Raw genomic sequence first — 13,301 nt, forward strand, 5'->3', positions numbered from 1 at the left:
AAGCATATTGATTGAATGATACTTAATAAAAAAAGACCTCGCACAAGGTCTTTTTTTTATTGTCTGTCATAAGCATCAGTAGTTACGACAGAACAATCTACTCTATTCAGTCGGCATGACGATATACAATCGATTGGCATCTTCGATGGTTTTTTCCGCATCAAGATATTTTTGTTCCACGCTACTTTTTGAGTGCACTATCTCTGAATCTGTCATCGCAAAGTCATCATCATTGAGTAAGCCCAATGAGCCATCTTGCCGCAACCACAACCCTTCAAGCTTATCATGCGGATAATCTAAGCTAGCCAGCACATCGACGACCAAGGTTTTTTTGACCGGTGTGATACTCATCTCTTCGAGCACTTGCCAGTTTTCTTCATTTGCTACAATAAGCTGCTCGAGTGTTTGTCCATCGATAGTTAAACCGAGCGTGTCATTTTTCTCAATACTTGTACCACTTATAATCGCGTCAATATCTGTTGCCTGCGAGATATCTATTTTGTAGATTAGTTTTTGTGCTGATTTATCTTGTAGCGGGAATTTGCGATCGTGTTCAATTAAGTAAAACTCATGACTACTAAGTGCCACGATGCCAGAAGTCACGTGCTGCGCATGATCAAGGCGATATAAATATTGTGCTATTTTCCCTGAAACCAAATGGATTGTTACGATGCGCACCAAACTAGACATGCGCCCTGACTTATCAGGATTGTCCATAGCAGATTCCATGATACCGACCAACGTCTTTTGGTCTGGCGTAATGGTTAACGCCTCCATCCCGCGATTGGCACGGCGTTTGGTAAATTCTGTCGGTAATAAAAGCCGCTTACCATTAATGAGTACATTATTACGCTCATCATTGGCAAACGCATTGATACGGGCAATCTCCACTCCATTGACATCATAATGGACGAGATGTGGACCATATTCATCACTGACCCAAAAACTCCCATCTTTGAGTGCCGCCAGACCTTCAGGGTCTAAACCATTGATATCGGTTTTAATAGGATTGCTCAGCGCATCAAAAGGCAAATTTGGATTGACGGTCATCGGCTGCCCATCGATATCATAGGGTACTTCATTGGTACCGCCAAGGGCTTTTGGATTTGGTAACCCAGAGATGGGATTGCCGAGCCTGTCTTTGAGTGCTGTCTCTTTTACTTTGATAATTTTGCCATCAGCTTGTAATTCAAATAATCCAATAGATGGCGTATAACCTGGTACTAGAAATTGCTTACCTTTACCAGCAATACCGTCAAAATCAGCATTAGGACCACGATCGGTGAGGGCATAAAATTGATTGGCATTGGTTGGATGAGCCGCTGCATCTGAACCGTAGCCGCCGCCGCGAATCTCTAGCTTTTTTTCAGGGTAAGCCGCATTAATATGCGTCGCATCAAGCACGGTATAAGGTAATGGGCTGCCTTGCGGAAATTCGCTCATAGGAATGATAGCAGCATTTATATTTTCCTTGGTCATTGTTATTTTCCTTGTATCAGTATTTTTATTATTAAATAAAAGCGGAATTAAACTATTCAGAATTTATCAAAAAATCATGGGTAAATTAAAGTCAAAAAAATAGCCAGCGCTTCATATAATCACTGACTATTTTTTAAGATTTGACTTCATAACAGGGGTTAAGCCATAGTTTCTTAAACCTTAAGCTTATCACCTACCATCCCTTTTATTGTGCTTAGAATGTCAGCTGGTAATACCACCATTTTTGCGTTATTAGATTCTGCTAACTGGCGAATCGACTTGATATACTGCTCACCCAATAGGTATACAATCGGCATCTCTTCCGTGCCCATCGCAGCAGTAATAAGACGAATAGATTCTTCTGAACCTTTCGCCAATACCACTTGCGCTTCGGCATCTCGACGAGAGGCTTCTAGACGACCATCGGCTTCTAGGATAGCCGCTTGCTTTTGCCCATCAGCACGGGTCACGGTCGCACGACGTAGACGCTCAGCGGCCGCTTGCTCTTCCATTGACGCTTGCATGGTTTGTGACGGGTTAATATCTTGGATCTCTACTGTTTTTAGCGTGATACCCCAATCAGAAATATCTTCTGAGATCGCGTGCTTTAGCTTCATTTTTATTTCATCACGGCTAGATAAGGCACTATCAAGATCCATCTCACCAATGATTGAACGCAAAGACGTCTGCACCAAATTTCGAATACCGTATTCGTAATCTTCGATACCATAGACGGCTTTATCAGGACGGACGATATTAATATAAGCAACAGCGTTGGCGATAATCACCACGTTGTCTCGCGTAATGACCTCTTGTGACGGGATATCAAGCACGATGTCTTTAGTGGTAACTTTATAAGCCACATTATCAACATAAGGAATAATAAGGTTTAATCCAGGCTCTAAGGTTTGGCTATATTTACCCAATCTCTGCACGACCCACTTATAGCCTTGCGGGACAATACGTACGCCTTTAAACACTGTAAAGACGACCAATGCAACCAATACCACCAATACAATACTAAAACTTCCCATGTTCCACCCCTATTATTATGTTTAAATATTTTTATTAATGACCGCGTGCGACGTCATAGTACTGACAATCAGCTCATTACCCACGATATCTGTGACCACCACTCGATCACCGACTGCCACTTGCTCACCTCTAGTACGGCACATCCATTCAGCGGCACCAACAATAGGCACACTAAAGCGCACCATACCTGCTCTATCTGGCTGTGGTGCTAAGATAATCATACCCGTTTCACCGATAATCACACTGCCGCCCAATCCCGCTTTGGTACGATCTACAGACAAGGGTTTGACGAATTTAAACCATGCCAATAAAAAGATAGCCGATAGTATCAACCAAATAATAATTTGGACGGTGAGAGAAATAGGTATTAACCATAAAAGAGCAGCAACGATAATGGCAGCTGCCCCAAACCAGAGGCAGGCAAACGTCGGCACAAACATCTCGACGATCAGCAGCACAAAGCCTAATACCAGCCAGTGCCAAGGTTCAATCATCCAAAGCGTCTCCATTGTTGTCACATTCCTTATTCTACCTATTCTTGCTTTCAATGTAACATACTTTTGGCTTTTATAAATTCTTAAAAATCATCAGTCTATGGTGTATCCATCTTAAGCAGACTTAAGACAAAGCTATTGACGTTTAAAGCAAAAAAACGACCGCCGCAGCGATCGTTTTATTCATTAAACGAATTTAACCTTGAAAATATCAACGTTAAAATTCTAGAATCATATTAGAATTTGTAATGTGCACCAACCGTCAATAGCGCAATATCTTCAGCAACATAATCATATTCAGCTTCGATGCTCATGTTAGGGTTAAAGTTATAACCTAAACCGATACCACCAGCAAGACCGCTATCGCTATCACTATCGCTAACAGAACCGCCTAAAACGTTGCTTGCAGAAACATCAAGCTCTGCTTTAGCAAACCCTATTTTACCTTTGGCATATAGACCTGTATTAGGGAATTGATAACGGTAAGTACCGTAGGCGCCATAAGTTTTAAGGTTATATTCAGCATTAACGCCTCTAACACCTGTTTCAATATCAGTGTCACTAGAGCCTACATACTCAATTTCAGCACCAAAGTTAGGATCAAAGTTATAACCCGCATAAATACCGTAAGCAGTAGGATCATCTAGACCATCAGTATCTACCAGAAATTTACCAGCTTTAACACCAACATACGGCTGACCTGCATAATTAACTGCTGCTTGTGCACTTACAGTCAGTAAAGAACCAACTACTAGTGCGCTCAAAGCTTTTTGTAAAGTATTCATATATTTTCCCGTTAAATAAAACTAAAATCCAATTTGGATGAATATTACAAATCATACAAATTAGTTCAACTATTGTTGGACGCGCAATACTAACAGAACCGTTTTGTTAATGCTCGCTTTTTTAATGACGCTCATATCATTTTTTCTTTTCGCATAAAAAAAACGACCACCGAAGTGATCGTTTTTTATTTTAATGACTATTTTAGCTATTACTAATCAAAGAAATTAAGGTTCAAATGATTAGAATTTAAGTTGTGCACCAACCGTCATAAGATCAGCATCACTACCTAGTTTGTCATATTCTGCTTCAACGCTGAAGTTAGGGTTCACTGAATATCCAAGACCTACACCACCAGCTAAGCTAGTATCATCTTTAGAGATGGTATTTCTTTTAGAGTTAGAAGATAGATAGTTACCTTCAATCTCAGTTTTAGCAACACCTAGCTTACCTTTAGCATATAGACCAGTGTTCGGGAACTGATAGCGGTATGTACCATATGCGCCATAAGATTTCGCATCAATATCACCATTATAATAATCAGCGTCATCTGAACCTACATATTCAACTTCAAGACCGAAGTTAGGATCAAAGTTATAACCACCATATACGCCATAAGCAGTTGGCTTATCAGAGCCGTCTACGTCTAGGTCAAACTGACCGACTTTTACACCAACGTACGGTTGACCAGTGTAGCCATTACCATATGCTACGGCTGCTTGTGCACCGATGCTTACTAAAGAACCAGCGGCTAGTGCAAGTAGAGTTTTTTGTAGAGTTTTCATGTGTAGCTCCTTAAAATCAATTGGGACAAACAAGTTATTTATTTATGTGGACTTTTTAGTCATATCGCCTTGTTTGCTAACGATGTATACATAGTAACAAACTATGTCAAAGACTCTGTCAGTGTTTAATGGTAAGAAAGTTAACTTTTGCAAGTGTTTGTCAGTCTTCGAGTTACAAAGGTCTATATATGAAATCTTTTGTTACAATCACCTGTTTTGGGTAATACTTCCTACTCATTGGCTATAAATAACTTTATAAAATCAAAGAACGCACCTCGAAAGATGCGTTCTTTATTATAAGTCAAACGTCAATTTTAACTGTTAATAGCGCTTATTTTTTATCTTCGTCTACTTCAGTAAACTCAGCATCGACCACATCGTCGTCAGCTTGGTTGCTGTTGCCAGCGTTATCAGCACCTTGTTGGAACTGGTTTGGATCCATACCTTCCGCACCCGCACTGCTATCCGCATAAATCTTTTGGCTAACTGGCAAGAACGCATTGTCTAAAGCTTCAAGCTTGGCTTTTATCTCGTCATGGTCGTCTTCTTTAGCAGCTGCTTCAAGCTCAGAGATAGCCGTTTCTACTGTTGATTTTTCATCATCAGATACTTTGTCTGCCGCATCTTTTAGCGCTTTTTGTACGGCATGGATACGACCATCTGCTTCGTTACGAACTTGTGCTAAGTTAGCAAATTTCTCGTCTTCAGCGGCGTTCGCTTCGGCATCACGCACCATTTGTTCAACTTCTTCATCTGACAAGCCAGAATCCGCTTTAATCTGGATACTTTGGGCTTTACCAGTACCTTTGTCTTTCGCTGAAATATTCATGATACCGTCAGCGTTGATGTCAAACGTGACTTCAATTTGCGGTAAACCACGTGGTGCTGGTGGAATATCCGTCAAGTCAAAACGACCAAGCTGTTTATTTTGGTTAGCTATTTTACGCTCACCTTGATAAACCTGAATCGTTACTGCTGGCTGATTGTCTTCTGCCGTTGAGAATACCTGTGATTTCTTAGTCGGAATCATAGTGTTTTTCTCAATGATTGGCGTCATGACACCACCCATTGTTTCAATACCTAGTGTCAATGGTGTTACGTCAAGCAATAGGACGTCAGTTTTGTCACCAGACAATACCGCGCCTTGAATCGCAGCACCAGCGGCAACCGCTTCATCAGGGTTGACGTCTTTACGTGGCTCTTGACCGAAGAACTCTTGTACTTTTTGCTGTACGAGAGGCATACGTGTCTGACCACCCACTAAAATAACATCATCGATATCGCCGATTTTTAGACCAGCATCTTCTAGAGCTGTTTTACAAGGACCCATAGTACGTTGTACTAGCTCTTCTGTTAGGCTCTCAAGTTTTGAGCGGCTGATAGTCACCACCAAATGCTTAGGACCACTGCTATCAGCAGTGATATATGGCAAGTTCACTTCAGTGCTTTGGGCACTTGATAGCTCAATTTTTGCTTTTTCTGCCGCTTCTTTTAGACGCTGCATCGCAAGAGAATCACCTTTTAGGTTGACGTCTTGGTCTTTTTTGAATTCAGCCACTAAAAAGTCAATCAACGCTGAGTCAAAATCTTCACCACCAAGGAATGTATCACCGTTGGTCGCTAGTACTTCAAACTGCTGCTCACCATCAACGTCAGCGATTTCGATGATTGATACGTCAAACGTACCACCACCTAAGTCATATACAGCAACAGTACTATCGCCTTGCTTTTTGTCCATGCCATAAGCAAGTGCTGCAGCCGTTGGCTCGTTGATAATACGTTTTACATCAAGGCCCGCAATTTTACCGGCATCTTTGGTTGCTTGGCGCTGTGAATCGTTAAAGTAAGCAGGTACGGTTACGACTGCTTCAGTCACCGCTTCACCAAGATAGTCTTCAGCTGTTTTTTTCATCTTTTTCAAGATTTCAGCAGAAACCTGTGGTGGCGCTAATTTCTTACCGTTGATTTCTACCCATGCATCACCGTTATCAGCTTTGGCGATTTTATAAGGCACCATGCCGATGTCTTTTTGTACGACTTTGTCATCAAAGCGACGACCAATAAGACGCTTAATAGCAAATAGCGTATTGTTTGGGTTGGTGACCGCTTGACGCTTCGCTGACTGACCAACAAGTATCTCGTCATCTTTATAAGCGACAATCGATGGTGTGGTACGCGTACCTTCAGCGTTTTCGATGATTTTAACTTTATCACCTTCCATCACTGCCACACATGAGTTAGTTGTACCTAAATCAATACCAATTACTTTACCCATAATGAATTGCTCCTAATTTATTTTTAAATAAAAACTTCTATATCATCAGACCTTAGATTATGAATAACTATCAACATCTAATCGGTCACTTGTTGTTTTATATCGGTTTGAGACTTCATTTTTTCAAGTCAATCAGGCGGTAAATATTGTCTTTTATGTGATTTTTTGTGTAAAGCCCCATTAATAATAGGGTTTTACACTGTTATAAACTTATTGTTCAATACTAACACCTAAAATCTCAAGCTTTTGCATCTTACTGTCCGACGCGCACCATCGCTGGGCGCAACAAACGACCATTTAAACTATAACCTTTTTGTAGAACTGTACCGACGATATCGGCTTCGGCTTCGGGGTCAATCCCTACCGCTTCATGCAAGTCGGCGTTGAACTTCTCGCCTTGTGGGTCAACCATATCGATGCCATTTTTATTCAATACATCTAACAATGCTTTATGAGTCAATCTTACCCCTTCAGTGACAGGATCATCTGCATGGGCATTTTCGATGGCGCGTTCTAAATTATCGACCACTTCTAACAGCTCTTTGGCAAATTTCTGCAGGGCAAATCTTTTGCTTTTATCCGCTTCTTGTTCCATACGTTTTTGTGCATTGTAAGCTTCAGCGTTGGCTCGAGCGGTGCCTTCTTTGGCTTGCTTGACTTCATCTTCTAACTCAGCAATACGAGATTTAAACGTATCTAAATCAATATCGCTTGGGATACTGCTCTCTGCACCTGAGTTATGTTGTGGATCAAACTCTTGCATGGTTTCTTCTAAAATACTGTCAGTATGCTGAACATTGTCATGTGAGACATTTTGGTCAATCGATTCGTGGTTATTATTCTGCTCGCTCATGATAGCTCCTTAATAGGGATATAATTATTAATGGGATTGTTAACTTAATAACGATGGATTGAAAGACATAATAAATCGGCTAATGGCTAGCCAAACTGTTTTTCTCTCCATTGCTGACTTAATCAGTTTATCGGCCTTTATAAATGATCTAGCTGTTATCACTCACTTTTTTATAAATCACAGATTTTTATCAATCGTTTCTTAATATACTCTTATAGCTGCTTGATAAAGGTGATGGGGGCAAATTTCAAGCCTAATCTCAGGAATTTTTCTTGATGCTCATAAATGTCAGGAAAGTGTAGAAAATTACTCGTCAAAATAGTATTGGTACTTTTACGTTTATGGTCAATAAGTGGTTAATTTCGCGAACAAGACCTACAAAAAACACTCATTATTCCAAGTAACTTACTATTAACACCCAAACTATTACCAAATAATACTCAACTTTATTTTTGCGTATCTTATTATTAGGGCAAATATTATCCATTATTTATCAGAGGTGTTATGTCTAATTCAACAGTATTATCAATCAACACCTTGCTTAACAAAGCAGTGAAAACCCTTAACCTAACGTCATTAAGTCAAGAAAAACCTGAAAAATCATTAAGCGGCTCATCAAATGGTTCGTCAAACAATCACGAACCAGATAATCTGCAAACGAGCCATACTGAAGCTGAGACTAGCGCTAATCATAAGCCATTATCTATTAAAGACAAGGTGCTTCATCACAATCTAATGACGACTTATCAGCCGCACCTGCTACATTATGCGATGAAGGGTATCGGCTGCTTGCCAGAGTTGGTATTAGAAAGCTGGGTTGGTTATTTGGATGGACCAACATCAAAGCAATACGAACACGTTGATGCGCATCTGCGCTTAATCCTTGCAGTCAATAGTAAACTTAAAACGCCTTTAAACCTGATAGAAATGGGCGAGCTACGCCAGCGCTTTGCTACCGACGCCGTTGCCATGCAAGCCCCAAAAGTATGGCAGCAAGCCAGCTCTACTATATTTAGCAGTATAAAACCCTGCACTAATAAGGATAAAAATACCGTCAATTGGGAAGACAAAATGATTGCGAATGCCGATGATGGCAATATGATTATTCGTTGCTATCAAAAAAAAGCGACCACAACAAGTTTTAGCTTTAAAACGAAACCCAAACGCAATCCAGATCAAACCGTGATGTTATTTTTTCATGGTGGCGGCTTTTGTATCGGCGATGTGGACACCCATCATGAATTCTGCCATGCCGTTTGTGAACAAACGGGTTGGCCGATCGTCAGCGTTGATTATCGCTTAGCGCCTGAATATCCTGCACCGACGGCGCTGAGAGATTGTATTGCCGCTTATGCATGGTTAGCGGAAAACTGCCAAGCATTTGGGGCGTTACCTTCACGTATCGTACTAGCAGGTGATAGTGCGGGCGGCGGTTTATCAACCATGGTTGCACAACAAGTGATTACACCAACGGCAGAGGCATGGCAAGATTTGGGTGTGGATGGACAGAGAACCTTTGAGATACTGCAACGTTTACCACAACCGATGGCGCAAATGCCTCTATACCCTGTGACGGATATTGAAAATGACTATCCAAGCTGGGAGTTATATGGCGAAGGGTTATTATTAGACCATGCCGATGTGGCGGTATTCGACGCCGCTTGTTTGCAAAATAGTCCGCTACCGCGGCAGCATATCCTGACCTCACCCATGCTCGGTGACAATCGACAAGTCTGCCCTACGTATATCGTCGCTGCAGAGTTGGATGTTTTGCGTGATCAGACCTTTGCTTATGCTAACCAATTAGAGGGCTACGGTATCGCTGTGCAAACCTACATGGTCTATGGGGCACCGCACGGATTTATCCATTTTATGAGCATTCATCAAGGTCTTGGGCAAGAGACTCATCATATCATCGATGGTTTTTCCAGCTTCGTACGTGAGATTATAAGCATACAAGATTTATTAGTCGCATGATTAGCTGAATCATGGCGATGAGTATCGATGTCTGTTAAAGAGGATGAAAAACTAAAATTGCCGGACTATTAGAACCGTATAAGCAAGGCCAATTACTATTAATCAACTTGACCTGACAAAGTAATCAGCCAAATCTCAGAACGTGAGCCTAAGCGAAACGGGATACCCCAAAACCCATAACCTGAAGACACCACAAAATGCCCTTTGCCAATGGCTTCATAACCATAGCCCAAACGATTGATGGCATTTACAATAAAGCTGGCTGGAAATATTTGACCGTTATGGGTATGTCCTGAAACCTGTAAATCAATCGGTAGCTGACTATGTGCCATGATATCGCTCGGTCGGTGATCTAATAGAATAATCGGCTCAGCAATATTGGCCTGTGTTAGCAGCTCGTTCGTGGCTACCCGTTGGCGTTTATGATTATCGAAACGACCAAGGAGCCAAATAGGTGAGCCTTCATGTTCTATACAAAACACTTCATCATTTAACAACTGCACGCCTGCATTCTGTAAGGCCTGACTAATTGACTGCTCGTGACCGTATAAATCGTGATTGCCTAACGTCGCATAAATACCATACGGCAAATCGGTGACCAGTTTCGCCAAATCTTCTGCCATCTTATAAGTGCTAAAAGCTTGCGTATTGTCATCCATGATATCGCCCGGCATCAGCAATATATCTGCCTGATAACGCTTAATAATGGCATGCAATCTTGCAACAGCTTTATTGCCAAACAGTCGACCCAAATGTAAATCACTGGCTACCGCGATACGTAATGGCTTGGCTAAGGGCTTGTTAATATTAATAGAGAGTTTGCGTACAACTGGTATATAAGCGTTATATAGGCTATAAATAAATAACCCGATAAAGAATAGCAGCGCAAAAATGCGTAAGCCAATAGTGAGTATTTCTAAGTCAGAAAGGTCATTATCAAACAATACGCTTAAAAGCCAATATCCTCCATAAAACAGACTGGTTGATAAAGCGGTTAGCATCATAAAATGCATCGCTAACATCCAAGCGCTTATCCAGCGATAGCTATTAGCGAATAGCTTTGTGACGCTAAGCAACAGAAGGATATTGGTAATGGCAAATATCATTATCCATGTGGCGGTTTGGAGCGTAGGATTACTCCAAGGCTGTAGCCACCACTCTAAACTTAGCGCCGCTCCAAAACTAAACAGCTCTAGCAGCACAATAATGGTAATAATAAATGCGTAGCGCATAATAATTCCTAGCAGTGCAATGTTTTGAGTATTAGCGACCGTACTGATGAGTTAGCACTATGTTGGTAACTGTTTTAATAATTACTGTGCCACCTATTGTGCCGACTGTAAGGTAATCAGCCATATCTCTGAACGCGTACCCAATCTAAATGGCACCGCACCAATACCATAACCTGACGTGACCAAAAACTGCGTGCCTTCTACTTTTTTGGCACCATAAACCAGCGGCGTGAACCATTTTAACAATATCGTTAAAGGAAATATTTGCCCACCATGCGTATGCCCTGATAGATGTAAATCAATAGGCAGGCCTTTCATTTGCTCTAAATCGGCAGGGCTATGTTCTAAAAATACCACCGGCTTATCAGCTTTTACTTCACTGAGCAAATCTTCCGCTGCAGGGCGCGCAGGGTCCGTTACATCCGAACGTCCTATTAGCAATACTGAGTCATCCAACCAGACACTTTTATTATCTATCACCTGAATACCTGCTTTTTCGACTGCTTTAGCAATGGCAACTTGGTTACCTGAGTAGTCGTGATTGCCTAAAGTGGCATAAACACCAAGCGGCGCTCTTAATTTTGATAAATGCTCATGCATATTGGTTTTGTCATAAGCAGCCGTTGAATCATTCATGACGTCGCCTGCGATGACTACAACATCTGGGCTCTGGGCATCAATCAACTGCACCATCTTATCTATCTGCCGATTGCCAAACCATCTACCTAAATGAGTGTCAGATACTAAAGCAATCTGCAGCGGTTTATTAAGTAGTTTATCTGTAGTTACATTCAGGCGATGTACGACAGGTGAGTAGGCATTAAATAGCGCCAGACTAACGATAGCAACATAAACCATAGCAGCGACGGCTCTGGTGAGTATCGGATGATATTTTTGCTTAAAAATATAAACATAAACCAAGCTAATAACAGCGGTTATTAAGCCCGCATAGAACATAAAGCCTTGTAAAATACTGGCAACCAGATAGACATGAAAGCGCTCATACCAAAACTCACTCAATCCGTATATAAGAAAAGCATTGTTAATAATAAAGATGCTTAAAACCAGACTCACTTTCGCAAGACGCTGCGTTGGTTTAATAAACCAGTACAGTATCATGCTACTCATCATCGCGAGCAGCTGGGTAAGGAAGATAAAAAGCCACATAGTAAAATTGCACCAGATAAAGACAAACTTATAGTACGTCAATATCCTTAGCTGTTATAGACAGCATGATTGTTTATTGAAACGTTATAAAGGTTGTAAGAAAAAACCAACAAAGAAATATGTTCGCCAGCAGAGGAATGTTTCACATGAAACAATCGCTCATTCAAGCTCATAAGACTTATTTCCAAAAACCACCTGATCAGCCACTACCTTTCCCCCATCAACCTATTTATCACTGCTGCTCTAAAGCTTGCGTAAGCGTTGGCTGTTTAAATTCAAAACCTGCCTCTAGTAACGCTTGTGGCAATACCTTTTGTCCGTCTATCAGCAAGGTTGACATCTCACCAAACATCAACTTCAACAAAAATGTTGGTAAAGTAAAAAACGTCGGACGATGTAGCCATGCTCCAAGCGTCTTGGTAAAATTATGATTGGTCACAGAATTAGGCGCTGTTAAGTTATAAACAACGGCTGGCGTATCATTTGCTGTTCTTAAAACATCACCAATACTATTTTGATGACCTTGCTTTAGAAGCTCTCGTTGCTGACTATTCTGACCCGTCAAGTGCTGTTCAATGATAAATAACACCGCCCCTAACCAATCTGCACGGCTGATCCAACTCATGATTTGCTTACCATTACCCAATTGACCGCCAACACCCATTTTAAAGGGCGTTAATAACTTGCTAACCATGCCGCCCTCAGGATGAATAACGACGCCGGTTCGCACGATAACGACAGGAACGCCATAATCAGTGGCTTTCAACGCCAACTGTTCCCAATCGTCACAAAGTTTATGCGAAAAATCAGCTTTAAAGTCACTGCTCTCAGTCAAAGGCTTGTCACCTTGGGTGCCATACCAACCAATCGCTGAACCGCTAATTAGGAGTTTAGGCTTAGTACTACTGCGCGCCATAAAAGCAAGTAACGCCTCGGTAGGCTGAACACGGCTGGTAAGTAACTGCTCTTTACGCTCATCGCTCCAACGCTTATCAGCAATCCCAGCACCCGCTAAATTTAAAACCACGTCAAAACTCTGATGAGATTTCGTCAACTCATCATAAGTCATCATCTTAATATCGACAGGGTGTGCTTGGCTGCTATCACGGGTCAGCCAAGTAACCTGCACCTCTTTATTATCCCTTTGATAACGCTTAATAATTGCTTCACTAAATGCGCTACCTAAGAATCCTGAGCCACCACTGATTAGAATATTCATCG

At 41.4% G+C, this 13,301-nt stretch carries 11 protein-coding genes; 1 reads left to right on the plus strand and 10 read right to left on the minus strand.

Translation table 11 applies throughout. The features are described from left to right. Nucleotides 1-102: 102 nt before the first annotated feature. The 7 genes from FQ084_RS08675 to grpE form a co-directional block, all read right to left on the minus strand. Nucleotides 103-1,479 (minus strand): esterase-like activity of phytase family protein, encoded by a 1,377-nt coding sequence (locus FQ084_RS08675; protein ID WP_149490253.1) that lies wholly within the window; start codon nt 1,477-1,479, stop codon nt 103-105. Nucleotides 1,480-1,652: 173 nt separating this feature from the next. Continuing rightward, a complete protein-coding gene (locus tag FQ084_RS08680) occupies nt 1,653-2,513 on the minus strand; it encodes an SPFH domain-containing protein (protein WP_149490254.1) in 861 nt (286 codons plus the stop codon). Nucleotides 2,514-2,534: 21 nt separating this feature from the next. Then, complete coding sequence (locus tag FQ084_RS08685; RefSeq protein WP_262880713.1) at nt 2,535-3,023, minus strand: NfeD family protein; 489 nt, start codon at nt 3,021-3,023, stop codon at nt 2,535-2,537. A gap of 221 nt (nt 3,024-3,244) precedes the next feature. After that, entirely contained in the window at nt 3,245-3,793 is a 549-nt protein-coding gene (locus tag FQ084_RS08690; RefSeq protein ID WP_149490255.1) for a porin family protein, read from the minus strand. Nucleotides 3,794-4,033: 240 nt separating this feature from the next. Continuing rightward, nucleotides 4,034-4,576, minus strand: a complete 543-nt coding sequence (locus FQ084_RS08695) for a porin family protein (protein WP_149490256.1) — start codon at nt 4,574-4,576, stop codon at nt 4,034-4,036. A gap of 331 nt (nt 4,577-4,907) precedes the next feature. Then, entirely contained in the window at nt 4,908-6,851 is a 1,944-nt protein-coding gene (dnaK, locus tag FQ084_RS08700) for a molecular chaperone DnaK (RefSeq protein ID WP_149490257.1), read from the minus strand. A gap of 253 nt (nt 6,852-7,104) precedes the next feature. Continuing rightward, nucleotides 7,105-7,704 carry a nucleotide exchange factor GrpE gene (gene grpE / locus FQ084_RS08705; RefSeq protein WP_149490258.1) on the minus strand — a complete coding sequence of 200 codons (600 nt, stop codon included), beginning with the start codon at nt 7,702-7,704 and terminating at the stop codon, nt 7,105-7,107. Nucleotides 7,705-8,208: 504 nt separating this feature from the next. Here grpE and FQ084_RS08710 point away from each other — a divergent pair. Then, the gene (locus FQ084_RS08710; RefSeq protein ID WP_149490259.1) at nt 8,209-9,681 is read left to right on the plus strand and encodes an alpha/beta hydrolase; all 1,473 of its coding nucleotides are present in this window, start codon (nt 8,209-8,211) and stop codon (nt 9,679-9,681) included. 98 nt (nt 9,682-9,779) lie between these two features. Here the strand turns inward: FQ084_RS08710 and FQ084_RS08715 are convergent, their stop codons facing one another. From FQ084_RS08715 to FQ084_RS08725, 3 genes are all read right to left on the minus strand, one after another. Further along, on the minus strand, nt 9,780-10,913 hold the full coding sequence (locus FQ084_RS08715; RefSeq protein ID WP_149490260.1) for a metallophosphoesterase: 1,134 nt from the start codon (nt 10,911-10,913) through the stop codon (nt 9,780-9,782). A gap of 93 nt (nt 10,914-11,006) precedes the next feature. Next, nucleotides 11,007-12,080, minus strand: coding sequence for a metallophosphoesterase (locus tag FQ084_RS08720; protein WP_149490261.1), 1,074 nt, complete (start codon nt 12,078-12,080; stop codon nt 11,007-11,009). Between the two features lie 232 nt (nt 12,081-12,312). Continuing rightward, nucleotides 12,313-13,299: a TIGR01777 family oxidoreductase gene (locus tag FQ084_RS08725; protein WP_149490262.1), complete on the minus strand. Its 987-nt coding sequence runs from the start codon at nt 13,297-13,299 to the stop codon at nt 12,313-12,315. Nucleotides 13,300-13,301: the final 2 nt, after the last annotated feature.

Source organism: Psychrobacter sp. ANT_WB68 (genome assembly GCF_008369115.1).
Lineage (GTDB): Bacteria > Pseudomonadota > Gammaproteobacteria > Pseudomonadales > Moraxellaceae > Psychrobacter.

Coding starts and splice junctions, on each gene's coding strand:
- FQ084_RS08675 (WP_149490253.1), bottom strand. CDS start 1,479: ATGACCAAGGAAAATATAAATGCTGCTATCATTCCTATGAGCGAATTT.
- FQ084_RS08680 (WP_149490254.1), bottom strand. CDS start 2,513: ATGGGAAGTTTTAGTATTGTATTGGTGGTATTGGTTGCATTGGTCGTC.
- FQ084_RS08685 (WP_262880713.1), bottom strand. CDS start 3,023: ATGGAGACGCTTTGGATGATTGAACCTTGGCACTGGCTGGTATTAGGC.
- FQ084_RS08690 (WP_149490255.1), bottom strand. CDS start 3,793: ATGAATACTTTACAAAAAGCTTTGAGCGCACTAGTAGTTGGTTCTTTA.
- FQ084_RS08695 (WP_149490256.1), bottom strand. CDS start 4,576: ATGAAAACTCTACAAAAAACTCTACTTGCACTAGCCGCTGGTTCTTTA.
- dnaK (WP_149490257.1), bottom strand. CDS start 6,851: ATGGGTAAAGTAATTGGTATTGATTTAGGTACAACTAACTCATGTGTG.
- grpE (WP_149490258.1), bottom strand. CDS start 7,704: ATGAGCGAGCAGAATAATAACCACGAATCGATTGACCAAAATGTCTCA.
- FQ084_RS08710 (WP_149490259.1), top strand. CDS start 8,209: ATGTCTAATTCAACAGTATTATCAATCAACACCTTGCTTAACAAAGCA.
- FQ084_RS08715 (WP_149490260.1), bottom strand. CDS start 10,913: ATGCGCTACGCATTTATTATTACCATTATTGTGCTGCTAGAGCTGTTT.
- FQ084_RS08720 (WP_149490261.1), bottom strand. CDS start 12,080: ATGTGGCTTTTTATCTTCCTTACCCAGCTGCTCGCGATGATGAGTAGC.
- FQ084_RS08725 (WP_149490262.1), bottom strand. CDS start 13,299: ATGAATATTCTAATCAGTGGTGGCTCAGGATTCTTAGGTAGCGCATTT.